Origin of the sequence: Lysinibacillus sp. NPDC093210 (assembly GCF_044753985.1) — a bacterium.
GTDB lineage: Bacteria > Bacillota > Bacilli > Bacillales_A > Planococcaceae > Lysinibacillus.
The window spans coordinates 20699-44389 of record NZ_JBIVOE010000012.1; the positions used below are offsets into that span (position 1 = coordinate 20699).

Consider the following 23691-nt stretch of genomic DNA (forward strand, 5'->3'; position numbering starts at 1 on the left):
TTATTTATTTTAAATATATCGAATATAGAAATTTTAAGAAATAATATAATTGTTACTCAATTATTTGAGTTAGACTTTTGTATAAGTTCTTCCATTCATTTGAATAAATCTTTTGGCTAATTAATTAAAGTTTTTAATTCCTGAATACTTAACCAATCGGTATTTTTATCACTTGTATATTCAAAGCCATCAGGTAACTTTTTACCATTATTTCCATATTGAGTTGACCACCATGAAAACTCTGGTTGAATAACATAATATGTATCAAATTCACATGTATGACGAGCATCATCCTCCATAATCATCGCTTCATGAAGCTTTTCACCAGGACGTATTCCTATAATTTCTATTTTGCAATCTGGAGCAATCGCTTTTGCTAAATCTGTTACTTTCATGCTAGGTATCTTAGGTACAAAGATTTCTCCACCATACATGCGCTCTAAATTATCTAATACGAATTGTACTCCTTGATCAAGAGTAATCCAAAAACGTGTCATACGCTCATCTGTAATAGGTAACTTCCCTGTATCTTTGATCTTTTTGAAAAATGGTACTACACTACCGCGACTACCAACTACATTGCCATAGCGTACAACTGAAAACCTAGTTTTCTTTTCTCCGACATAAGCATTAGCAGCAACGAATAATTTATCAGAAGCTAATTTTGTTGCACCATATAGATTCACTGGGCTACAAGCCTTATCTGTTGAAAGTGCAATTACTTTCTCAACACCGCGGTCAATAGCAGCCTCAATAATATTTTGTGCACCATGAATATTTGTTTTTACCGCCTCAAACGGGTTATATTCACATGCATCAACATGCTTCATAGCTGCTGCATGAATGACAATATCCACACCATCAAATGCGCGATATAAACGGTCTTTATCTCGCACATCACCAATAAAGAAGCGAATGCGATCATCTTGGAACTCTTGTTTCATTTCATATTGTTTTAGCTCATCGCGACTAAAAACAATCACTTTTTTCACACCTAATGTAAGTGCTTTTCCGATGAACTTTTTACCAAAAGAGCCTGTACCACCTGTTACTAACACGGTTTTATTATTTAACGACATCATTTTAAAACTCCTATCTTATATAAGCGATTAAAGTCATATAGAGTATTATTGAAAAATAAAAATTATATATTTTCTTCTTAAATTTTATATGATATATATCGACAAATTTTTCAAATCATAAAGAAAAACTCATAAATCTATGAGTTTTTAATAAGTTTATAAAGTTGTTCTTCGTTTATCAATGGAACACTTTCTATTTTAGCCCCATTTTCAGCAGTATTATATACATAACATTTACTTTCTTTACAATTTCGATTGAACCATGTTAAGTAGCTATATAAATTTGGCAATGATTTAATAGGTACTCCAGAGTTGGACTCTATTTCTATAAATTGCTCGTCTTTCGATAGATTTCTTCCAGAGGTAGAATTAGTTGCATGTGTATATTCATCCGTAAATCCTAGATCCTGACCAAACAGTACTATTGACTTAAACCCTAGATACTCCAACAAACTAAAGCCAGTAGTAGCTACTGAACCACCCGTTTCTAACAATGGATAATTCATTTTTTTAGCGTATTGTTCTGCTAGTTCATATCCCTTTTGTAATAATATATATTTATCTCCCTTATGCGACCTTACCGTGTTAAAATCTGCAGTACTTAAAAAGAAGAGTCCTCCAGTATATCCAGAATCATTTATTTGTTTGATAATTGTTGGTTGGCAATCCGATATAATGACCCCATCTGGAACAATTCCCTCTTTCAATAGTACTTTCAAAGCAGACCCTACACATAGTAGATATGCCTTTTCTTTAACAACTTTTAACCACTTTTTAGTAACGTCTAAAGAGGGCCCACTAGCAATTAGACACGAAAACTCTTTCTGCTTTAACCTTTCTTTAAAATGTTGTAACGCGAAACTTTGTTGCTGAATATTTTCTTTAAAGTTCATTTTCATCATTGAAGAGAAGCGTTTATACGATATCTGCTTCATTTTAATATCCGTTAACAAATAATATAGTGGATGATGCTTATCCATTACTTGCAGCCAAACATGTGGCATAATAATTTGATAATCATTTGCAATAGCAATTTTTCTAATATCTGTTGTAATAGTAACATTGCTCGGCAATTTTTCATTAACAGAAATAGACTCATATAAGTCTATTTCTTGTCTATCCAAAGCATAAACAAAAATTGGCTTCGAATTAGTAACTAGTTTTAATAAAGCATGTAGATGGTAGCCTAATCCTAATCCGATTAATAAGTATCCTGGATTGTCATTATTAAACTCATTTTCAATGAACCTTTCCGCATCTGTAATCGGCCGATACTTACTATATACCAATATATTATTAACCTTTAATGTGGTATTTCCATCCCGCGCTTCTATTTTTTCAAATTGCATTAATTTTTAGAAGTTCCTAATTCAACATCTGAAAAGAAAGGAACAATCTCATACTCAAATAAATCTGCAACCAAATTATAATCACCAATTGACAACCCATCATTTATTTCCGATAAATAATCTACAATCTTTGTCATATCGAGGGTAATAGCCACATTATTTTCTTTTAACAACCTACTTGCTTCCACTATCCAACCTGCACCTTCTGAAAAATCTCGGATATGGTTAAGAGCTTCTGCAATATGATCATCGCGAAGATTATTAGCAATCATCATACATCCCTCAGGTAATCTCTCCACATATTCATTAAAACTAATAATTGTATCGTTTAAAAGTTCATTCATTATTGTAACCTCACATTAATTTATTTGTGTTTTTTATTACATCTAAAACATATTGTTTTGAAACTTTAAAAGCCTCTAAAAGTCTTGAATAAAGTTCTTTGTTTTGATTGAATACTCTTTCATAAGTTGCTCGATTACTTTCATTCGGTACTGGTTCATAATTACGCAGGACATCCAGTGTAATAGGATCAAATATATGATTCATTGCAGTCATTGTTTTGTATTTTTTGAACAATTTGTCTATTTTATCTAATTCTCTTAATACGCTTTTTTCAAATATTATATTCGATTTATTGCTAATTAATTTAGCTAAACCAATTTGAATCTCTCTAATAATCTTATTATAAATCTCTATCTCAGCTTGCATTTTTCCAATTAAGAGATCAATATCTTGTGATTGCGGTTTAGATTGGCTATTTAACTTTATATTAGTTTCTTCATTAATAAATGAATTACAAAATACAGTGAATGGCATTTGTTCCATTCCTTCTATTTTTGCCCCACCCTCTGTACAATTAAATATTGGCGATGGATGTTGAATTTGCCTATTAAGCATTTCAAAATCCTTCTTCATAAGTAAAAATGCATAGTCTGTTAAAACATTATCTTTATAGTATCCTGTTATTTCAAACATCCCACGGCTCTTCTTATATGATTCATCTATTTCTTTATAATGTTTATTACTATCTTCATGAGATTTATTATCGGTATAAGCCAAATCTTGTCCAATAATAGCAATTGGTCCGCTCGTCATATAACAAGCTACTGTAAAAGCAAAATTTGCTACAGATGCTCCACCTGCAATAAGTGGTACATCTATGTTAAATACATTATTTAAGTAATTTTGAAATTCACTATCTCCAGTATCTAGAAAAGCATATTTTTCGTTTGGGAATATTTCCTGAATTTTATAATGGCTACTAAAACCAAAAATCAATTGGGACTTTATATTGCTAATTTCCTTAAAATGATTATAATTGGCTATTCCTCCATCTATAGAAACGACATAATCAGGTTCAATTCCATGATGTAATAGAGAATTAATAGTTGATCCAGAGGCAATTGTAATAACTTTATCTTTTATTTCCTTCAACTTAAAAATCTGCTTTTTTAAAGATGGGCCGCCTGAGATTACGATAATTGGACAATCATAGAGTTGTTTTAATTCTTTTAAAGAATGATTCATATATGAATGCAAAATATTATGTACATAATTCTCCTGCCAGTCTAGGGAAAATTGTCTTATCGTATTTTCTCCAACTTGTTGAAGCCGTTGCACTGTTTTAATGCTTTCTAAAACAATCAGGTATTCTTCTTTTAAGATTTTATCATAATTCGGTGAGCATATTACCTTTACTTGTTTACTAAAATTTCCTAATTTAGAGGATACGACCCCTTCAATAACTTCACTTTTTATCTCTTCAATAAGAGTAAATTCAATTTTATCATCTATTAATTCTTTGTTAAACTCCTTAAAAAAAGGATCAATAACAATCAACTTATCATTTTCTCTTAATTTATTTTTCATTTCATCAATAATATAACCTAAACCATACCCAAAAACTACATGAACGAAATTGGGTTCAAACTCTTTTTCTACAATTCTCTTTGCTTCTTGAATAGGATTATACTTACTATGTAAAAAGAAATTATTTACTCTCATTGTTTTTAAATTGTTATTAGTTAATACATATTCGATATTATATTTACTCAAATTTAACCACCTCCTATCTATTATCGTCCTAAAATAAAAAAAATAAAGGAATCTGCCAAAAGACAGATTCCTTTATTTTAACTTAAGAGTTAATCAATTATTGTAATAATTGAAGAACGCCTTGTGGTTGTTGGTTAGCTTGCGCTAACATCGATTGAGCAGCTTGCATTAAGATATTGTTCTTAGTGAAGCCCATCATTTCTTTTGCCATATCTGTATCACGGATACGAGATTCAGCAGCTGTTAAGTTTTCAGATGTTGCACCTAAGTTGTTGATTGTGTGCTCTAAACGGTTTTGAACAGCACCTAAGCTAGAACGTGCATCTGAAACCGAAGTAATCGCTTTGTTAATAGTATCGATAGCATTGTTCGCGTTAGGTTGGCTAGAAATACTAATTTTAGAAACCTTTAATGAAGATGCTGCCATATTACCAATAGTTAAATTGATTGTTTGACCTTTATTAGCTCCAATATGGAAAGTTTTAGCTTTAAATGAACCATTTAGTAATTTTTGAGTATTGAACTCTGTATCAGTTGAGATACGTGTAATTTCTTCAGATAATGCGTTTATTTCTTTTTGTAAATCCCCACGGTCAGAAGTTACGTTTGTATCGTTTGCAGATTGTACTGCTAATTCACGCATACGTTGTAAGATAGAGTGAGTTTCGTTAAGAGCACCCTCAGCAGTTTGGATTAAAGAGATTGAGTCTTGAGCGTTTTTAGTTGCCATATCAAGACCACGGATTTGTCCGCGCATTTTTTCAGAGATTGCTAAACCTGCAGCGTCATCGCCAGCACGGTTGATTTTATAACCAGAAGATAATTTTTCAAGATTTTTTGAAGCTTCAGTGTTGTTGAAAGAAAGGTTACGGTGTGTGTTTAAAGCTGAAATGTTGTGTTGAATTCTCATTTGGAATTCCTCCTTGAATGTTTGTTTTGTTATTCCACATCCGTGTGGAATATTGTCGGTTTAGGTTGTATGTAAGTACTTCCCTTACCCTACAATCTATATATCGTTAGTAGTTGGAAAAGTTTAATAGTTTTTTTAAAGTTTTTTTATTTTTTTATGTAATAGATTTAAAGCTTCAGAAGACTACTATTTTTTCTTCAGCTGATCTAAAAAAGTCGAAGATGAAGCAAGTGCTTCTTTATTTTGCGCTTGAATAGCTTCGAAAACTTCCGAACGATGTACTTTTACTGTTTTAGGCGCAACTATACCAAGTTTAATTTGGTCACCTTCCACAGCTAATATTTTTATTTCGATCTGGTCGCCTATCATAATAGACTCGTCTTTTTTACGTGATAGTACTAGCATTATTTCGCACTTCCTTCCAATGGCATCATTGGATAGCGTAATGGAAAGGCTTTATTATCTTGTAAAACGATTTGCTTCCCAAGTTTTTTATCTATATTTAAAATAACAGGTGCTAATAAGTTTATAGTAGATTCTTGGAATGTTTCTTTCATTGTGACAATGGCATACGTTAGAACATCCTCCTGTTTGTCAATTTGTAATTGTTCTCGATCTTCTTCGCTTATGTCAAAGCTATAATCTTTTTTGAAAGCAAAAGGATAGGCAACGACAAAGCCTATTTCTACGTGCTGAACAGACTGTAGTAATGCAAGTGGCAGGTCGGCATCAATCGGTAATAAAACAAACTCTCTTTCTTCTTCAAGTCCTAATAAGCCATGTTCAAAAGTCAGGATATCTTGTTCTAATATTTCGACTTCACCTAAAAATTTAGTAGCAATTTTCATATTTTCCGTGCACTCCTTTAAACGATGACGTCAATGTCAACATCTGGTCTTTGTATCATTGTACCAGTTACTTTACCCGGTGTGTATTCATGGATGGGTTTGTTCACTTGTGCGTCAATTATTGGTTCTCTTCGTTGAATATTGACGTCAGTTGTACCTGGTGTGTAGTCAATTTTAACAGATCCAACAGATGGTACAAATTTCACATTAAATTGAACACGGTGGGGGCCATGATTTTGTTTAGCAATATTTTGGATAGTTGCTCTTCCCTGATCCTTGCCAGCTGCCTCCATCATTTGTCGGCCTTCTCTTGCTCTTCGTACCATACCCTTGATTGCCTCTTGCTTACCTTTTTGCGCATAATTTGCACTTGATTCTAATGGTCCAATTAAGCCTAAGTCACGTCTTGCTTGGGATGAATCAATTTTCAAGACACCACGTGTTGTATTAATATCAAGTATTGCAGCAGGCTGTTCAATCTGCTGCGTAGCACTTGGCTGTTTAATGTATTGCTGTGGTTTGGAAATATTAAGGTCAATTTGTGCATCTGTTGTGCGGATTTGGATTTGCGGGAGTCTCATGTACACCTCTCCTTTCAAGAAAAGCGTCTGAACAAAATGTTCAAACGCTTGGATTTATTAGCGGAAAAATCAATTGTATTTATCTAATAAAATCTACTAAAGATTGTTGAATGATTTTAGCGCCAACAGATAATGCTGCCTGATGAATTGATTCTGATGTTACCATTTCTGTAATAGCTTTTGAATAATCAACGTCTTCGTTATTCGATAATTGCTTCGTCACACTAATTTCGCGAATAGATAAGCGGTTTTCCATTAATTCCACACGATTTTGGCGTGCACCAACATCCGCCTGCGTTTCGAGAATTTTATTGTGCATTGTTGTAATGTCATCGTCAGTGCTTGTACTTGTAACACCACCTAATGATGAGCTGATTTCGTCACTTGTAGCAAGTGGAATTCTATTCGGGTCTAGAACATCTGAAATTTTGCCCATCATATCATCAACACTTTTAAATAAATCCATGCCAGCAGTATTCACTGTCATCTGAATACCATCATATACTTCAACCTTAACATCTTCAGAATTGACATTTGCATTGTTAAGTGTGCCATTTACAAATAATGGCTGTCCTGTTTTTGTACCACTGAAAATATAGCGATCTCCCACTTTTGTGTTCGCTACATCTTGAATTTGTTGACGAATTTGGTCGATTTCAGCTTTCGCTTTCGCTCGCTCATCTGGTGTATTTGTATCATTCGCAGCTTGAATTACAAGTTCACGAACTCGCTTCATCTGTTCGCCTACTTGATTTAATGATTCGTCAGATGTATCTAGCCAGTTATTGACCTCATTCATATTACGTGAATATTGTTCAACTTGACCTAAATCTCGTCGATAGCCCATCCCTTTTACAGCTATAACTGGATCGTCTGATGGTCTCGTTATTTTTGAGCCAGAGTTAATTTGATCTTGTAGCTTCGACATTTTTCCGTAGCTATTATTTAAGTTTAGAAGCATGTTATTCGATAACATGGATTGTGTTACGCGCATGTTTGTAAAAGCTCCTTCCTTTAGTCGTACTCAATTAGTTTTTATTTAAATTCCTACTCGGCCCATGCCATTAATGATTTTGTCTAATGTTTCATCGATAACGGTAATCATACGTGCATTTGCGTTATATGCTTGCTGGAATGTAATCATATTCGTCATTTCTTCATCAAGCGATACTGAAGTGATTGAAGCACGGCTGTTGCCAATTGTCACAAGAAGAGTTTCAGAAGTTCCGTTTAAGCGCGCTGCTTCTTCTCCGTCGACACCGAGCTTACCAATAATTCCTTGATAGAATGAGTTAAATGTTGCGCCGTCTAAATTCGCTTGAACTTTTGATTGGATATTTGAAAGCTCAAGTGCCCATTTGCCGTTCCCTTCTTCATTTGGCTTGCTCGAAGCAGCCAATTTTGAAGAATCTTTCAAAAGGTCAGCATTCACTTTAATATTTCCAGCTGACATCGGTTTTGTATTATCAATTGGTTCAAAGAAATCGATTGTGCTTTGAGCACCAGTTAAATCATACCCTTGCTTATGCATTGTATTAAAGACATTTGCAAATTCAGAGGCAAGTTTATCAAGGCTAGCCATCGTTTCTGGGTAATAGCCTTTAACATCTGCCCCATCTTGATATCCATAAGAGTTGATTAATGATAATAATTTACCTTTGCCAGGCTCTAACTGGTCATATGTAATAGTTCCTGAATCTGCTGTACCTGTGCCAGTTACATTGATGCTCGTAAATACTTTCGATAAATCCGTTCCATCAATTTGTGTAGCACCACTATTTACTTCGATGCTCGCAGCATCTTTACCATTCACTAATTTAATAGCTGTGTTCGTGCCATATGGCTTAAATGTAATGGTTACACTGCCTTCCGCTACACTAGAAGCAAGCCCACCAGAAGGAACTCGTTCAACTGAGACCGGGATGTAACTATTTAATTCATCGATTAACACATCGCGAGCATCATATAAATCATTTGGAACATGACCATTTGGCTCAACCTCTTGCACTTGCTTATTAATAGAAGCAATTTGCTTTAGTAATGAATTGATGCGGTTTGTCGAAACACTAATTTCGTTACCTAAGTTGCCTTGAATTGTTTTTAATTGCGTATCGATATAATTAAATGATTCTGCTAAATGGTTGGCACGTTCAATAGCCACTTTACGTGATGCCGCATTTTCCGGACCGGTACTAACATCTTGCAGACCTTTCCAGAACTGTTCTAATGCTGCGTTTAAACCATACTGAGAAGGTTCGTCCATTATATCTTCCATTTGGGATATTGCATTTGAACGTGATTCCCAATAACCTAGCTTATTTGTTTCCTGACGGTATTGACGGTCAATAAATTCATCGCGAATACGTTGAATGGAACCTGTCTCTACCCCTGTTCCCATATGTCCAGGGTAATTTGGCGTGTTTAAGCCTGCCGTTGGAAAACCTGGTGTAGCTTGCATGTTTACTCGTTGGCGTGAGTAACCAAGTGTATTGGCATTTGAAATATTATGACCTGTTGTATATAAAGCAGATTGCTGAGTAAACAAACCGCTTCTACTTGTTTCTAAGCCCATAAATGTTGAGCGCATCTTTATTCCTCCCTTTAGTAACAATTAAAAGAACTATGCTTGAGAATCGAAGTACGATTTTTTTGCGATTGTGTTTGTACCACGTACCTCACGACCAGAGTAATTCATTTGCTCTGGGCGTGGGCGTAGCGCATCTAATGTAAGATTGACAAATTGTAATGATTGGAATACCAATTTTTGATTGAGTTCGTTTTGTTTGCGTAAATCGTTGATGATTAGCATTAGTCGATTGCGAACAGCTGAAAGTGCTTCTTTTTCAACTTCTTGTTCAGCAGCCTCGATGACATCAGCAACAGACAATGTGTCAGTTGAAGCAATTCCTTTTGCTCCAAGGTATTCGGTTACCTGTACCTGACGCTGTTGCTCGAGCTTATCAATGGCCGCTACATGTGCCTGCTCATCCTTGAGCATTTGGTCTAGTGCTTCGATATCGCCAGCTTTAATAATTTCTGTTTTTCTAAAGGCTAGTTCGAGTAAGCTTTTATGCATTCTCTCTAATATTGTTAATGTAGAACAAATTGTTTCTACAGTCATATTACTAAGCACCCTTTCTGTATTTCCTAGAAACGATAATATTTCAGCATATCTTCAGCAACTTTGCGAGCATTGACCTTGTATTCGCCAGAATCGATATCTGCCTTTAATTGTTGCACACGTTCAGCACGTTCAGTACTGTACGTCGTTACACCTTGCATTTCTTGCGCCGCTTTTGAAATTTCAATTTTGTCAGCAAATGACGCTTTGTTGTCGCCAGATTTGACATTGCGTACTTGATTTTTATATGCGTTAACGGCATTAACACCATACGATGTAATTTTCATGTTCATCCCCCTATCTTAAAAGCTTATCTTACTATTATTTCGGATTGTCTCCAACAATGTTAAGTTTTCAAATATAAAAAAGTGTGCTAATTTTGTTTAAAATTAACACACTTTCACTTATCGACCATTTTTAAGGTGTATAATTTAACTTCGTCATTTTGAATTTCCTATTACAATTTGTTTGCTGATTCGCATGAGCATTGAACATGTGTAAGTGAAGGAAGCTCAACTCTAGTGTAAAAAACAACAAGTGCCATCTTGTTATTTTTTACGTTCTGCATGATATGTTACGCGATCATGCTCAGCTACACTTTCACGGAATTCCTTAGCTGCCTCAAATGTGCGAAGATCTGACTTTAATTCATCTTGGCATTTTGTACACAGTTTCCCTGTTGTCGTTAAATGACCGCAGTTATCGCATGGATAGCCTAAGTTCGGGAACATAGCAGGCTGTAAACGACCTTTACGAACCCATTTATATAATAGCTCCTCTTCAGCACCAGTTGCCTCCACAATTCGTTCTACTGTAGCCGCACGGTTTTCACGCTTTCTTAAAAAGCGATAAACAATTTGATATAATTCCTCTTCTGATTGCGCGCATTTATGACATACGTCTCTGACCCCTGTATAATTAAAAAACTCATTACATTTTGGACAATTTCGAACCTCAGCCATCTATTCTTCCTCCTCTTGCATGATCACTATTTAATTACACGAATCCTAAATTCGTAATCTATTATACATGATGTTTTAGCATTTTCATCCATTAATTAATGTGAAGGTTCGAACATTTTGGGCGCCTGCTTCTAGTAAAACCTGTTTGGCATGCCGCAGTGTTGTCCCTGTAGTTTGTATATCGTCAAAAAGGAGATAATCTTTATGCTCAACTTGTGCTGCAGGCATTAGTCGAAAAAGTGGAGCTGATTTTATACGTTGCTCCCTATTTTTTGAGCTTTGTGTTGCTACTGTTGTTTTTTCTAATAGTTGTATATAGGGGGTGTTTGCAGCATTTAGAAGTTCCTCCGTATGCGAGAAGGTACGCTCTTGTTGCTTAATAGGATGCATAGGAATCGGTATAATTGTTGCTGTTTCATGTTTAAATTGTGCATGTAACTCCTGTCGAAACACTTTAGCGAGTGCAACGTCTTGGAGAAATTTATATTGATGTAAATACTTCTTCATTGCATCGTTATATTGATAAAGTGCTGTTGTTGTAGATGAACGCTCAAATTTGGAGGTACATTTTTCACAAAGGCAAGGTGAAAAGTTTCTTATTAAAAGTGTTTTCCAGCTAGGAACTATACGCAAAGGCTGTTCACATAGTAAACAAAACATTTCTACTTTATTCATTGCGAGAACCCTACTTTATTGTTATATACTATTTTCTCTCGTGCTTCATCCATTGCTATTGTAATGCCATGATGGAAAAACACCACATCCCCCTCTGCATAATTTTCGTGCCGCCCTACTCGTCCAGCAATTTGAATCAATGCACTTGCAGTAAAAATAGTCGATTCTGCCCCCACTACAGCGACTTGTACATTTTTTATCGTGATACCTCTTTCTAAAATAGTTGTCGTTAGTAACCCAGGAATTTCTTCATTACGTAGCTGAAGTACTTTCTGGGTCCTTTCTGGGTCCTCAGCATGAACGGCTAAAATATTTGCATGTAGCCTTTGAAAAAGTGGCGTTGCAATTTTCAACAATTCAACTTTCGAGAAAAATATAAGAAAAGGCTCTTTTTTAGTAAGCCGCTCCTCTGTCCATTCTTTTAGCTTTCGAGGAATTTTTCCACGCTTCAAGCTTTTTTCATATCCCCATAGCGAGCTGAAGTGCGGTACTTGCAAAGGCTTGTTGTGATATCTTTTTGGAATAAATGAGCAATGATTAAACTCTTTGATTAATGAAGGTGACGGTGTAGCCGTAATAAAGTAAGTTGAGGCTTTTGCAGTTTTGGCTTTTTTCACGGCTCTTGCTAATGTTTCATCGAATGAATAAGGGAAAGCATCCGCCTCATCAACAATCATCACATCAAATGCCTGTTCAAAGCGGTATAGCTGGTGAGTCGTTGCCAGAATTAGTTGCGCATAACCGATCTGCTTCGGCGCTCCACCATAGTAAGCATGAATGACCGTTTGAGGAAAAACCTTTTGAAAGCGCGGAAATAACTCTAGCACCACATCCGTTCGTGGCGCTGCGATGCAAACCCGTAACCCCTTTTCCAATGCATAATGTACAGATTGAAAGAGCAGCTCAGTCTTCCCAGCCCCACATACTGCTGAAATTAAATGACATCGACCTGCTTTGACACTCTCAAGCATTTCATCAGCTGCCTGTTGCTGTAGTTTCGTCAGTTGGCCCGTCCATTGGAACGTATGCCGTCTTTTTCTATATGCTTTCGGTCCTCTCCATCTTATCAATTGCGTGCAGCTACTCACTCTGCCCATGCTCAGGCAATGTCTACAATACACACATTGTTGCTGGCATTTTGAGCAATTAAACATTGTAAAGTACTGTGGCTTATCATTATAGCAACGATTACATTTCAATCGTGGTGTTATTTGAATACCTCCTATTATATGAAGATACTTATTATCAACGGCATACTGTATATCACGTTTTGCAAAAGGTGAATGCTCCCTTAACCATATACGGCCTTCATGAAAGTCCCGCAACGCAGGAGGCAACAGCCATCCTTTATATTTCATTCTAATTTGCTCCTTTCTTTTTGTGATAAAAGTTCTAACAGGGGGTTCTGCCAGGTTATTGGCGATTTACGCGGTTTTACCGGCGATTTGCAGAGCTTTAGTGGCGATTCCACGACGGATAATGGTGATTTCACAGAGTTTACTGGCGATTTCCACCTCTCCATGCTATCGACCAACCGCCGCCATAAGCACAATAAAAAAAGTCCCTACAACAAGTTGTAGAGACTTTTTCATATTATTTTTTTGTCCAACCTAGTCCCATTGCGCCTTCACCTAAGTGTGTGCCAATAACTGGACCGAAATAGCTCAATTTAAAGTTTACGTTTGGGTATGTCGTAGCGAGCTGCGTTAACCATTCCTCGGCTTCTTTTTGGCAGTTGCCGTGAATGACTACTGCATCCATCTTGTCATACTTGTTTGCATCTTCAGCTAGTAAATCTTCTGCACGCTTTAGTGCTTTTTTACGTGTGCGAATTTTTTCAAATGGTACGATTACCTTATCTACAAAATGCAAAACAGGCTTTACTTGTAATAAGCCTCCGATTAAAGCTGCTGCTGAAGAAAGACGTCCCCCACGTTGTAAGTGCGCTAAGTCATCTACAATGAAGTAAGCACGAATATACTGCTTCATGTCCGCTAATGCTGCTAATATTTCTTGTGCCGAGCAACCTTCTGCCGCCATTTCAGCTGCACGTAGCACATAAAAGCCTTGAACAGCGCAAGAAATCTCGCTGTCAAATGCGTACACATCAATACCTTCCACCATTTCTCCTGCTTGGACAGCTCCTTGATATGTACCACTTATACCACTCGATAAATGAATGGAAATTACTTCGTCATAATCATTTGCCAACTCTTCAAAGAGAGAAGCAAATTCACCAATTGGTGGCTGTGTTGTTTTAGGGAATTCTTTTGCCCCACGTACTTTATCATAAAACTCAGAAGCAGTAATATCTACTTCCTCTGCGAATAATTCACCTGCGATGTTTACACTTAACGGAATCATACGAATGTTTAAGCGCGCGCGTTCTTCTCGCGTAATGTATGCAGTACTGTCTGTTACGATTGCCGTCCTCATTCATGTCCACTCTCCTATGTTCCAAGTTTACCTCAAAAAGAAATGAATGTGAATTGAATTACGACCTAACGTAATTGCATCAGGATTGAACCGCTGTTCAAACGATGACGTCCACTTCACATTCATTTTCTATGTATAGTAAAGGGAAAGATTCCCCTTTATTGATTGCCCGTGCTAGATTTGGAGTCATCGCCAATGTAAAAGACGCTCGTCACTTTCCAAGCTCCATCCTCTTTCACAAATACCGTAACTTGACGTCCGGCACTTTCGTGTTCTACATTGGTCTCAAGTTGGAGTGAATGCGTTGTCACATTGGCAAATACTTGAGCTTCTTCCTGTTCATACTTCGCAATAGTCACATTTGCAACATCGCGTTTCGTATCGGATTGATCAAATACTTTCTCTGCAAATACTTTATCTTCATCATAGTTAAATCCTTTTGGGTTCTTAGATATCGTACTCATATAACGATGAATGTCTTTATCATTGAATGCGGCAATATATTCATCGAACGCCGCTATAATTGCTTTTTCCTCATTTGCTGGTACATTCGTTGCTTTTTCGACTTCTCCACCCATCATTTCAAAGCCTACTGTACCATCTTCAATAACCTTTGCACGCTCTTTAGCAGTTAAATCTTCATCTTTATTGCCACAGGCAGTTAACACTAATAAGGTTAAAACTGCTAGAATACTTTTCTTTAACATCATAAAACCTCCCGCGCAATATTGTAGCATATAAATGCATTAGTAGGAATTTTGTTGCGCATTTTCTACTTTTAGGTGCTTATATCATTCTTAAGACGTCTTTTAATTTAAAATGTTGCACAACAAAAAAACTGCCTTAAAAACTACTTTATTTGGTAAAGTAGCTTTTAAAAACAGCTTTAAATTCTATACTATGCAGTTATCGTACTTCAACCCAACCATTTTTGATGGCAGTTACTACGGCTTGCGTACGGTCGTTTACGTTCATTTTTTGTAAAATGCTTGAAACGTGGTTTTTAACCGTTTTTTCCGAAATAAACAGTGTCTCACCGATTGTACGGTTAGATTGGCCATCTGTTAGTAATTGTAAAACTTCACATTCACGTTTTGTTAGTAAATGGAATGGACGACGAATCTCTGTTTGGTGGAAATTACCTTTGTTTTCATGTTCAGAAAGGCGACGGAATTCTGCTACTAAATTTTTTGTTACTTTTGGATGTAAATAAGAGCCGCCATTAGCCACTACTTTAATCGCTTCTACGATTTCGTCAGCATCCATCTCTTTTAGCATATAGCCAAGTGCACCTGATTTTAGTGCATGTGTTACATATGTTTCGTCATCATGGATAGATAGCATGATCACTTTTGCATCTGGAAATTCTGCAATTAAATCAGCTGTTGCCTCTACACCATTTTTTCCTGGCATATTGATGTCCATTAAAACAACATCTGGTTGATTTTCTGCGTATAAGTTTACAACATCTGTGCCATCGTCACCTTCTGCAATTACATCAAACGTATCTTCAAAATCTAAGATGCGTTTAACTCCTTCACGGAATAGCTGGTGATCGTCTACAATAATAATCTTCGTCATTAGTCTTTACCCCCTAAAATTCTGCAACACATTTCTTTCTTTAATCTACTTCTAACGGAATTTTAAATAATACCGTGGTGCCACGATTTATCTCACTTTCAATTGAGATTGTACCATTTAATATTTCAATTCGTTCTTTCATTCCTAAAATACCAAAGGAATGATCTTTTACGACTTTCTGGTCGAATCCAACGCCATCATCTTTCACGACAATATTTACCGCATTGTTTAACCATTCAAGCTTTACCCAAATATCCTTACATTTCCCGTGTTTCATAGCATTTGTTACACATTCCTGCACTAATCGGAAAATGGATACCTCATAATTTGATGGAATACGTTGTTCTGTGCTTCTTGACTGAAAATGGATTTCAACACCAGGATTGTATTCGGTCACAGTCGACAAATATTTCTTTAATGTCGGTACAATTCCCAAATCATCTAGCGCCATAGGACGTAAATCATAAATAATACGTCGCACTTCTGATAGCGCATTACGCACTGTTTTCTTCAAATCAGCAATTTCAGCCAAAGCATATTCAATGCCCTTCTCACGATACGTTCTTTCAATTAAGTCCGTACGCATTAAGACGTTGGCTAACATTTGGGCTGGTCCATCATGAATCTCTCTTGATAAACGTTTTCGCTCTTCTTCTTGCGCTGCGATTATTCGTATACCAAAATCTTGCTTCATTTTCGCTTGTTCAAGCGCTAACCCAACATTTTTCAAATCAGAAGTTAAATAATTTAAAATTACATTTACTTGATTGACAATATGATCAGCACGTTCAATTGTATCGAGTAATCCTCTTAGACGTCGCTCTAAATCATCTCTTTTGTCGCGAAGTTGCTTTTCTTGTGTTCTAATGACAGAGAGCTTCAATTGAAAATCATGGGCCGTTTCATATGCATCTCTAACTTGTTCTTCGGTATAATTATCAAAAGCTTTACTCACTAACACAAGTCTTTGCTTAGCAAGTTGCGTGCTTTTTTCTAAAGCATCGCCTTCATCGATGACAGTTGAAATCTGTTTTCGAACAATTTCTAGCTCTTGTTGCATATCTTCAAAGCTTCTACGGCTTTGTTCACTTATAATGAAAATATCGTCTTTAGAGCTCATTATTGTTTCTAACATTCGATTAAATACGTCATCAAGCGACTTTAAATCGAAGGTATCATTTGAAAACATAGTGTACTCCCCAGTCTAATGTCCTTATTACCACATAGTATTTTGAAAGACCAATTTCATAGAATCTAAGTCTAAACCTATTATAGCATCACAATGATAAAAATTAATGCTTTTTCTTTATGAAATTTATAGCATACAACCCTACATTAAAGGAGAATGACACATATGAGAGATAACTATTTAACTGTAAAAGGCTATGGAGAAAGTGAAATCATAATTTCTAAATCTCGTTTTCTCACTTATATAGAACGCGCTGAAAGCGAAGAGGATGCAATGATGTTTATTGAGCGCATAAAAAAAATGCATCATAATGCGACACATAATTGCTCTGCTTATATAATTGGGGAGCATGATCATATTCAAAAGGCAAATGATGATGGGGAACCTAGTGGCACGGCAGGCGTCCCTATGTTAGAGGTGTTAAAAAAACAAGGCTTAAAAGATACGGTCGTTGTCGTCACACGCTACTTTGGTGGCATTAAATTGGGCGGTGGCGGTCTTATTCGTGCGTACGGTAAGGCAACAACAGAGGGTTTACTCGCTGCACAAGTTGTCGAACGCAAGCTACACCATCTAATGAAAATTGTAATCGACTACACTTGGCTTGGAAAAGTAGAAAATGAGATTCGTAACTCCGCTTACTCATTAGAGGAAATTCGCTACTTGGAAGGTGTCGAAATCATTGTTTCCGTGTTAAAAGAGGAAGAAAATCAATTTAACAATTGGATTACAGAACTTACAAATGGACAAGCATCCATCTCATTCGAGAGCGCGCAATTTATCGAATTTATTGTGAAATAAATAGTTTTAATTGTCTAATGCTGAAGGTCCATAGTATAATTTTAATATTGAGCTAACTTACTCAGTTATGCCACTGTGCTAATTTGAATAAATTTTAGTTCAATCACGTAATTATTCCCAAAATCAAGAGGAGAATATACCAGACATGAAAAGAACGAATGTAAAAAGGAAAAAGAGGTCTTCTAAAGCTTCTTTCATTATAAAAGTAGCATTACTACTTGTTGCTAGTTTCCTAATTTGCGTTACGGCCTACGGAGTCTATATTACAAAGCAAGCCGAACACGCTGCAAACTCAGCACATGAAGAATTAGAAGGTCGCGATGTTTCTACACTAAGAGAAGAAAAAGTAGAACCAGTTCATGATAATGTTTCTATTTTATTTGTAGGTGTTGATGATAGCGAAAATCGTGGACAAGGTTCTGATCACTCACGTTCAGATGCACTGATTTTAGCTACATTAAACAACAATACAAAAACGATTAAAATGTTAAGCATCCCTCGTGATTCTTACGTTTATATTCCTACGGTAGGCTATAAAGATAAAATCACACATGCACATGCTTTAGGTGGTACGCTGGCAACAATTGAAACGGTTGAAGGACTTCTAGATATTCCAATCGACTACTATGTGCGCATGAACTTTAATGCATTTATTGATGTTGTCGACGCATTAGGTGGCATTGAAGCTGAAGTACCATATGCTTTACATGAAAAAGATGAATTTGATCGTAATACGATTAATCTTAAACCAGGTTTACAACATTTAAGTGGTAGTCAAGCACTTGCACTAGCACGTACACGTAAACAAGATAATGATATCCAACGTGGTATACGACAACAAGAAATTCTAACAGCTATTACAAATAAAGTAGCTTCAGTCGGTTCGATTACAAAGTATGACGATGTCATTAAAGCAATTGGCGATAATATGAAAACAAATATGACATTTAGTGAAATGAAATCATTCCTGTCTTATTTAACACAAGGTAAACCACGCATCGATTCGTTAACTTTAGATGGTAGCGATGATATGTCGACAGGTGTTTACTACTATCAATTAGACCAACAATCAGTTGATGATGTGTCACAGATTCTTAAAAACCATCTTGCTTTAAAATCTTCTTCTACTTTAACAAATAATAATACAGATAAAGATAATGCAGCTGGCGACGACAGTTCTACTAACGAGTCAGCACAATAAAGTATTTGAGAAACAACCAGTTGCCGGTATTTAACCGGTGACTGGTTGTTTTTTTGTCTGCTCATGATTAAGAGTTAATTGATACAAGGAGATGATTCCGCGTTTCACGAGATTAATTCCGCGAATTAGGAGATTAATTCCGCGAATTAGGACCTTATTTCCGCGAAGCAACAAGGTTTTTCCGCGATAGCAATAAATGAAAAAATCTCCACAAAAAAAGACTGAAGACAAACTCAAAATCCTTTGAGTTTGTCTTCAGTCTGAGCAACCATAATATAGTATGGTTGGTTCTAATGTTATTTATTAAAAATCCGCATGAAATTTAATAGCGGTTTATAGTTTTTACCGGCAAGTCCTATGATCTCGACGAAAATTTCAATGGCGATTAAAATAACCGTAATAAGCAAAATTGCTCCCCATAATTTAGCCATTGAGAAGATAATAGCAGCTAAGCCGAACATCATCGCAATGCCATAAATAATAAGTACTGTTTGACGATGTGTAAAGCCCATATCCAATAATCGATGATGTAAATGCGATTTATCTGGATCTGACCATTTTTTCTTCATACGTAAGCGACGAACAATTGCAAAGAATGTATCAGAAATCGGTACACCTAGCATAATAACTGGGATAATTAACGAAATGATCGTAAAATTTTTATATCCTAATAATGCTAATACAGAAATCATAAATCCTAAAAATAGTGCCCCAGTATCTCCCATGAAGATTTTTGCTGGATGGAAGTTATAAAATAGGAAACCAATTGTCGCTGCAGCTAAAATTGCTGCAAAGGCTAATACGAACATATCGCCCATTATAAATGCCATACCTGATAATGTGATTAGTGCAATAGAAGAAACACCTGCAGCTAAACCGTCTAAACCATCAATTAAGTTAATCGCATTTGTAATACCAACAATCCATAATATAGTAAATGGAATACTTAAGAAACCGAAATCTAATTGCCCACCAAATGGCAAGTTAATAAAGTCAATTTGAATACCGCCTACAAAAATAACGATAAGGGCAGCAACAACTTGGCCAAGCATTTTTGCCTTTGCGGAAATTTCGCGCATATCATCAATGACACCAGTTGCTACAATAATACAAGCTCCGATAATAATCGCTAAACTATTTTCACCTTGTGGCTGTATGAATGCCAACCCTATTAAAAACGCAAGGAAAATCGCCAGACCACCAAGCCTTGGCATTATGCGTGCATGTACTTTTCGATAGTTTGGCGCGTCAACGGCACCTATTCTAAACGCCAAACGCTTAACTAGTGGAGTTAACAAAATGGAAGCAACGAATGCTGCTATTAAAGACACGTAAAGCATGTCTCTCCCCCTCAAAAAAATAATCTACATTTGAATCCAATTTGATTATAGCATGAACAAGCTCTGAAATATACTTTTTCTATTCATTTTCCACCATTTCACAATTTACATTTTTCTCTATTATTCTACTTGTATTACTTAATGTCAAATGTAGTCATCATTCGTAAAATTTGATAGAATAATGAGGTGTCTAGCATTTAGACAACTTTAAAGGAGCGTAAATTCATGTTCTCAATTTTTAAACGCAACAACGAGCAAACAAGTGCTCGTCAATTAAAACGCTACTATAAAATAGTAGAGCAAATTAATCATTTAGAAGAAAAATATGTCAACAAGTCAGATGCTGAATTAAGAGAAATGACTTTTATTTTCAAGGATCGCCTAGAACAAGGCGAACCAATAACATCAATTATCCCAGACGCATTTGCTGTTGTACGCGAAGCCTCAAAGCGTGTTTTAGGTATGCGTCATTTTGATGTACAGCTGATTGGTGGCCTTGTATTAACAGAAGGCAATATTGCTGAAATGCCTACAGGTGAAGGTAAAACACTTGTCGCTTCACTGCCCTCTTATGTACGCGCATTAGAAGGTAAAGGTGTTCATGTCATTACAGTAAATGACTATTTAGCTAAACGTGACTTTGAGCTTGTTGGTCAAATTCACCGTTTCCTAGGTTTAACAGTCGGTTTAAATATTCCGATGATGGAGCCAACTGAAAAAAAGGAAGCTTATAACGCAGATATTACGTACGGTGTTGGTACAGAATTTGGTTTCGACTATTTACGTGACAATATGGCACATAGCTTAGCCGATAAAGTGCAACGTGCTTATCATTTCGCCATCATCGATGAAGTCGATAGTGTGCTTATTGACGAAGCAAAAACACCATTAATTATTGCTGGTAAAATGCCTGCAAACGATGAATTACACCGCATTGCAGCAATGTTAGCAAAACGCTTTAAAGCTGAAGAAGACTATGATTTCGATGATGAAACAAAGGCAACTTCTTTAACAGATAAAGGCATTGAAAAAGTAGAGGCTGCATTCGATGTTGATAATTTATACGATTTAGAACATCAAACGCTTTATCACTATGTAATTCAAGCTGTTCGTGCACATGTTATGTTCCAACGTGACGTTGATTACATTGTTAAAGAAGATAAAATCGAGCTTGTTGACATGTTCACAGGTCGTATTTTAGAAGGTCGCTCTCTTTCTGATGGCTTACACCAAGCAATCGAAGCAAAAGAAGGCGTAACGATTACGGAAGAAAATAAAGCACAGGCACAAATTACAATTCAAAACTATTTCCGTATGTATCCGAAGCTTTCTGGGATGACAGGTACAGCGAAAACACAGGAAAAAGAAATTCGTGAAGTGTATGGCATGGAAGTTATACAAATTCCAACAAACCGTCCACGTCAACGTGTTGACCAGCCTGATATGATTTTCAAAACGCAAGCAGCCAAATATAAATTCGTTGCTGCTGAAGCGAAACGACGCCATGCAAAAGGTCAGCCAGTGTTAATTGGGACAACATCCATTCTACAATCCGAAACGGTTGCAGATCATTTGAAAAAAGAGGGATTAAAGTTCCAATTGTTAAATGCTAAAACGGTTGAACAAGAAGTTGAGCTTATCTCTCAAGCAGGTCAAAAAGGTCGTATTACCGTTGCTACAAATATGGCTGGTCGTGGTACAGATATCGTGCTAGGCGACGATGTCCATGAACTTGGTGGACTTTATGTTATCGGTACCGAGAAGCATGAAAGCCGCCGTGTTGATAATCAGCTGCGAGGTCGCTCTGGCCGTCAAGGCGACGTAGGCGAAAGCCGCTTCATTCTCTCTATTGAAGATGATATGTTCCGCCGCTATGCAAAAGAAGAGGTTGAAAAATTCTCTGCAAAAATGGTTGTAGATGAAAATGAAGTCATTCAAAACAAAGATGTACAAGAGCTAATCAATCGTACACAACGTATTGTTGAAGGCTCACAATATGGCATGCGCGAGTACAATTTAAAATTAGACGATGTTATTAATGATCAACGTACTGTTATTTATGGTTTACGTGACAAAATTTTAGCTGGCGAGGATTTAATGGGTGAGCTGAAAAAAATGTTGAGCGAAACGGTCGATTTTGCAGTGCGCGATGCTGCGCCTGAAGAGCTCCCTTCTGTAGAATGGGCTTATGACCAAATGGAAAATTCACTTAATTCATTATTCATCACTCCTGTTACGATTGATCGTGAAGTAGGCAAAGTGAAACAAATTTTAACTGATATACAGTCTTCTGAACAAGAACTCCTTGATCATATGCAGAAATTTGCAGAAAATGAGCAAGTAATGGCTGTTATTCCACAAGTTATGTTGAGTTATTTAGATAGTGGCTGGGTGAAGCATTTAGAATCAATGGCTCACTTAAAAGAAGGTATTGGCTTACGTCATTACCAACAGGAAGATCCAATGCGCATTTATCAACGTGAAGGACTTGAATTATTCGGAAAGAACTTCCAAGAATTACGCCGTTCTATTATTATCGAAATTACAGGCTTCATGAAAATGGTTGAAGGACAACAGGAGGTACAATAATGGGCTTATTTTCATTTTTTAAGAAATCAGACAAAATCGTACAAGAGAACACAATTGACTCTAAAGATTTACTAGGGAAAGTTTCTACTAATAAAGGTGACAATCGTGATGTGGTGACGAAACTTTCATTCCACCCTGAATGGGATGTACCACAGGAGCAAAAATACATTTTTAACTTCCTAGCAAATGAGCTAGAGCCATTAAAACCAAATCAATTATCGCTATCTTCTATTAGTATTGAAGATGAGCCACGTACAGGTAAATGGCTTGTTCGCGCATTTTTCCGTTCTTCATTAGCTGAAGCAATTGAGCTTGGTGAAATTGAATTATTCATTATGGATAAAAATGATGAGCTTATAGCATCTAAAAAATTCGATTTTAAAGCACTTGGCACAATTCCAGCTGAAAGTGCACGTCCATGGGTATTTGAATTTGAAAAATCAACTATTAAAGTTGACGAAGTGCCAGAAGACGGCTGGAAAATTGCCTTTAACCTTGTCTCATTACGTGGTCACCAATTAGAATTAGACCCTTCATGGGAGCAACAGTTACCAGCAGCGCAAAAAGAAGAGCTTGCAAAAATCGTGAATACATTACCAAAGTTAGGCGAAACGGAAGTTAACTTCACTGGTCTACAAGCAAAACTTGCTGATAACGGTAACCTGAATGTTTCGATCTTTATCCGTAATGGTCACAACAAAGCGATTAATCTAGAGCAATTACCATTAGAAATTATCGATGCAACAGGTAAACAAATTGCAAAAGGTTCATTTACAATGGATCCAATCCTAACTGTCCAACCGAACTCAACAAAACCTTGGACATTCATCTTCCCAGCTGAACTTGTTGATGCTCAACAAGCCGATCTTTCTCGCTGGACAGCACGAGTAACACAATAATATTAACAAAATCCTTCTTTCTATTAGAAAGAAGGATTTTTTAGTGTAAACAAACCGTTGATTGGTGGA

The 23691-nt window shown here is 36.3% G+C and carries 24 protein-coding genes; 4 read left to right on the top strand and 20 right to left on the bottom strand.

The genetic code is table 11. The features are described 5' to 3' along the window. Positions 1–116: 116 nt before the first annotated feature. The 19 genes from pseB to ACIP9C_RS21000 form a co-directional block, all read right to left on the bottom strand. Positions 117–1079 carry a UDP-N-acetylglucosamine 4,6-dehydratase (inverting) gene (pseB, locus tag ACIP9C_RS20910; protein WP_401014290.1) on the bottom strand — a complete coding sequence of 321 codons (963 nt, stop codon included), beginning with the start codon at positions 1077–1079 and terminating at the stop codon, positions 117–119. A gap of 140 nt (positions 1080–1219) precedes the next feature. After that, entirely contained in the window at positions 1220–2431 is a 1212-nt protein-coding gene (locus tag ACIP9C_RS20915; RefSeq protein WP_401014114.1) for a motility associated factor glycosyltransferase family protein, read from the bottom strand. Further along, positions 2431–2775, bottom strand: a complete 345-nt coding sequence (locus tag ACIP9C_RS20920; protein ID WP_401014117.1) for a hypothetical protein — start codon at positions 2773–2775, stop codon at positions 2431–2433. The genes ACIP9C_RS20915 and ACIP9C_RS20920 overlap by 1 nt, the downstream gene beginning before the upstream one ends. A 10-nt stretch (positions 2776–2785) precedes the next feature. Then, positions 2786–4489, bottom strand: coding sequence for a motility associated factor glycosyltransferase family protein (locus tag ACIP9C_RS20925; protein ID WP_401014120.1), 1704 nt, complete (start codon positions 4487–4489; stop codon positions 2786–2788). 97 nt (positions 4490–4586) lie between these two features. Continuing rightward, complete coding sequence (locus ACIP9C_RS20930) at positions 4587–5399, bottom strand: flagellin N-terminal helical domain-containing protein (protein ID WP_401014123.1); 813 nt, start codon at positions 5397–5399, stop codon at positions 4587–4589. Between the two features lie 186 nt (positions 5400–5585). Next, on the bottom strand, positions 5586–5804 hold the full coding sequence (gene csrA / locus ACIP9C_RS20935) for a carbon storage regulator CsrA (RefSeq protein WP_401014125.1): 219 nt from the start codon (positions 5802–5804) through the stop codon (positions 5586–5588). Then, a complete protein-coding gene (gene fliW, locus ACIP9C_RS20940) occupies positions 5804–6247 on the bottom strand; it encodes a flagellar assembly protein FliW (RefSeq protein WP_401014128.1) in 444 nt (147 codons plus the stop codon). Before fliW ends, csrA begins: the two co-directional genes overlap by 1 nt. Positions 6248–6264: 17 nt before the next feature. Then, the gene (locus tag ACIP9C_RS20945; RefSeq protein WP_401014131.1) at positions 6265–6828 is read right to left on the bottom strand and encodes a DUF6470 family protein; all 564 of its coding nucleotides are present in this window, start codon (positions 6826–6828) and stop codon (positions 6265–6267) included. A gap of 79 nt (positions 6829–6907) precedes the next feature. Then, a complete protein-coding gene (flgL, locus tag ACIP9C_RS20950; protein ID WP_401014134.1) occupies positions 6908–7822 on the bottom strand; it encodes a flagellar hook-associated protein FlgL in 915 nt (304 codons plus the stop codon). A gap of 45 nt (positions 7823–7867) precedes the next feature. After that, positions 7868–9415, bottom strand: coding sequence for a flagellar hook-associated protein FlgK (gene flgK, locus ACIP9C_RS20955; protein ID WP_401014137.1), 1548 nt, complete (start codon positions 9413–9415; stop codon positions 7868–7870). A 33-nt stretch (positions 9416–9448) separates the two neighbouring features. Further along, complete coding sequence (locus ACIP9C_RS20960; RefSeq protein ID WP_401014140.1) at positions 9449–9949, bottom strand: flagellar protein FlgN; 501 nt, start codon at positions 9947–9949, stop codon at positions 9449–9451. Positions 9950–9975: 26 nt separating this feature from the next. Beyond that, positions 9976–10236 carry a flagellar biosynthesis anti-sigma factor FlgM gene (flgM, locus tag ACIP9C_RS20965; RefSeq protein ID WP_173479684.1) on the bottom strand — a complete coding sequence of 87 codons (261 nt, stop codon included), beginning with the start codon at positions 10234–10236 and terminating at the stop codon, positions 9976–9978. A 261-nt stretch (positions 10237–10497) separates the two neighbouring features. Beyond that, positions 10498–10911, bottom strand: a complete 414-nt coding sequence (locus tag ACIP9C_RS20970) for a TIGR03826 family flagellar region protein (RefSeq protein ID WP_173479685.1) — start codon at positions 10909–10911, stop codon at positions 10498–10500. A gap of 84 nt (positions 10912–10995) precedes the next feature. Beyond that, on the bottom strand, positions 10996–11586 hold the full coding sequence (locus ACIP9C_RS20975; protein WP_401014144.1) for a ComF family protein: 591 nt from the start codon (positions 11584–11586) through the stop codon (positions 10996–10998). After that, positions 11583–12656 (bottom strand): ATP-dependent helicase ComFA, encoded by a 1074-nt coding sequence (locus tag ACIP9C_RS20980; RefSeq protein WP_401014147.1) that lies wholly within the window; start codon positions 12654–12656, stop codon positions 11583–11585. Before ACIP9C_RS20980 ends, ACIP9C_RS20975 begins: the two co-directional genes overlap by 4 nt. A 523-nt stretch (positions 12657–13179) precedes the next feature. Continuing rightward, the gene (locus tag ACIP9C_RS20985) at positions 13180–14022 is read right to left on the bottom strand and encodes a DegV family protein (protein WP_401014150.1); all 843 of its coding nucleotides are present in this window, start codon (positions 14020–14022) and stop codon (positions 13180–13182) included. Between the two features lie 158 nt (positions 14023–14180). Next, complete coding sequence (locus ACIP9C_RS20990) at positions 14181–14729, bottom strand: DUF4440 domain-containing protein (RefSeq protein ID WP_401014153.1); 549 nt, start codon at positions 14727–14729, stop codon at positions 14181–14183. 199 nt (positions 14730–14928) lie between these two features. Further along, on the bottom strand, positions 14929–15603 hold the full coding sequence (locus ACIP9C_RS20995; protein WP_173479690.1) for a response regulator: 675 nt from the start codon (positions 15601–15603) through the stop codon (positions 14929–14931). A gap of 40 nt (positions 15604–15643) precedes the next feature. Beyond that, on the bottom strand, positions 15644–16792 hold the full coding sequence (locus tag ACIP9C_RS21000) for a sensor histidine kinase (protein WP_401014157.1): 1149 nt from the start codon (positions 16790–16792) through the stop codon (positions 15644–15646). 165 nt (positions 16793–16957) lie between these two features. On the opposite strand from ACIP9C_RS21000, the gene ACIP9C_RS21005 reads away from it, so the two are divergent. Both ACIP9C_RS21005 and ACIP9C_RS21010 read left to right on the top strand, forming a co-directional pair. After that, positions 16958–17593, top strand: a complete 636-nt coding sequence (locus ACIP9C_RS21005; protein WP_401014160.1) for a YigZ family protein — start codon at positions 16958–16960, stop codon at positions 17591–17593. Between the two features lie 145 nt (positions 17594–17738). Beyond that, positions 17739–18794 (top strand): LCP family protein, encoded by a 1056-nt coding sequence (locus ACIP9C_RS21010; protein ID WP_401014163.1) that lies wholly within the window; start codon positions 17739–17741, stop codon positions 18792–18794. A 296-nt stretch (positions 18795–19090) separates the two neighbouring features. Here the strand turns inward: ACIP9C_RS21010 and ACIP9C_RS21015 are convergent, their stop codons facing one another. After that, on the bottom strand, positions 19091–20134 hold the full coding sequence (locus tag ACIP9C_RS21015; RefSeq protein WP_401014166.1) for a glycosyltransferase family 4 protein: 1044 nt from the start codon (positions 20132–20134) through the stop codon (positions 19091–19093). A 225-nt stretch (positions 20135–20359) separates the two neighbouring features. Between ACIP9C_RS21015 and secA2 the strand changes: the two genes are divergently transcribed. After that, complete coding sequence (secA2, locus tag ACIP9C_RS21020; protein WP_401014169.1) at positions 20360–22723, top strand: accessory Sec system translocase SecA2; 2364 nt, start codon at positions 20360–20362, stop codon at positions 22721–22723. Further along, positions 22723–23622: an accessory Sec system S-layer assembly protein gene (locus tag ACIP9C_RS21025; RefSeq protein ID WP_340820901.1), complete on the top strand. Its 900-nt coding sequence runs from the start codon at positions 22723–22725 to the stop codon at positions 23620–23622. The genes secA2 and ACIP9C_RS21025 overlap by 1 nt, the downstream gene beginning before the upstream one ends. Positions 23623–23691 lie beyond the last annotated feature (69 nt).

Coding starts and splice junctions, on each gene's coding strand:
- pseB (WP_401014290.1), bottom strand. CDS start 1,079: ATGTCGTTAAATAATAAAACCGTGTTAGTAACAGGTGGTACAGGCTCT.
- ACIP9C_RS20915 (WP_401014114.1), bottom strand. CDS start 2,431: ATGCAATTTGAAAAAATAGAAGCGCGGGATGGAAATACCACATTAAAG.
- ACIP9C_RS20920 (WP_401014117.1), bottom strand. CDS start 2,775: ATGAATGAACTTTTAAACGATACAATTATTAGTTTTAATGAATATGTG.
- ACIP9C_RS20930 (WP_401014123.1), bottom strand. CDS start 5,399: ATGAGAATTCAACACAACATTTCAGCTTTAAACACACACCGTAACCTT.
- csrA (WP_401014125.1), bottom strand. CDS start 5,804: ATGCTAGTACTATCACGTAAAAAAGACGAGTCTATTATGATAGGCGAC.
- fliW (WP_401014128.1), bottom strand. CDS start 6,247: ATGAAAATTGCTACTAAATTTTTAGGTGAAGTCGAAATATTAGAACAA.
- ACIP9C_RS20945 (WP_401014131.1), bottom strand. CDS start 6,828: ATGAGACTCCCGCAAATCCAAATCCGCACAACAGATGCACAAATTGAC.
- flgL (WP_401014134.1), bottom strand. CDS start 7,822: ATGCGCGTAACACAATCCATGTTATCGAATAACATGCTTCTAAACTTA.
- flgK (WP_401014137.1), bottom strand. CDS start 9,415: ATGCGCTCAACATTTATGGGCTTAGAAACAAGTAGAAGCGGTTTGTTT.
- ACIP9C_RS20960 (WP_401014140.1), bottom strand. CDS start 9,949: ATGACTGTAGAAACAATTTGTTCTACATTAACAATATTAGAGAGAATG.
- flgM (WP_173479684.1), bottom strand. CDS start 10,236: ATGAAAATTACATCGTATGGTGTTAATGCCGTTAACGCATATAAAAAT.
- ACIP9C_RS20970 (WP_173479685.1), bottom strand. CDS start 10,911: ATGGCTGAGGTTCGAAATTGTCCAAAATGTAATGAGTTTTTTAATTAT.
- ACIP9C_RS20975 (WP_401014144.1), bottom strand. CDS start 11,586: ATGAATAAAGTAGAAATGTTTTGTTTACTATGTGAACAGCCTTTGCGT.
- ACIP9C_RS20985 (WP_401014150.1), bottom strand. CDS start 14,022: ATGAGGACGGCAATCGTAACAGACAGTACTGCATACATTACGCGAGAA.
- ACIP9C_RS20990 (WP_401014153.1), bottom strand. CDS start 14,729: ATGTTAAAGAAAAGTATTCTAGCAGTTTTAACCTTATTAGTGTTAACT.
- ACIP9C_RS20995 (WP_173479690.1), bottom strand. CDS start 15,603: ATGACGAAGATTATTATTGTAGACGATCACCAGCTATTCCGTGAAGGA.
- ACIP9C_RS21000 (WP_401014157.1), bottom strand. CDS start 16,792: ATGTTTTCAAATGATACCTTCGATTTAAAGTCGCTTGATGACGTATTT.
- ACIP9C_RS21005 (WP_401014160.1), top strand. CDS start 16,958: ATGAGAGATAACTATTTAACTGTAAAAGGCTATGGAGAAAGTGAAATC.
- ACIP9C_RS21010 (WP_401014163.1), top strand. CDS start 17,739: ATGAAAAGAACGAATGTAAAAAGGAAAAAGAGGTCTTCTAAAGCTTCT.
- ACIP9C_RS21015 (WP_401014166.1), bottom strand. CDS start 20,134: ATGCTTTACGTGTCTTTAATAGCAGCATTCGTTGCTTCCATTTTGTTA.
- secA2 (WP_401014169.1), top strand. CDS start 20,360: ATGTTCTCAATTTTTAAACGCAACAACGAGCAAACAAGTGCTCGTCAA.
- ACIP9C_RS21025 (WP_340820901.1), top strand. CDS start 22,723: ATGGGCTTATTTTCATTTTTTAAGAAATCAGACAAAATCGTACAAGAG.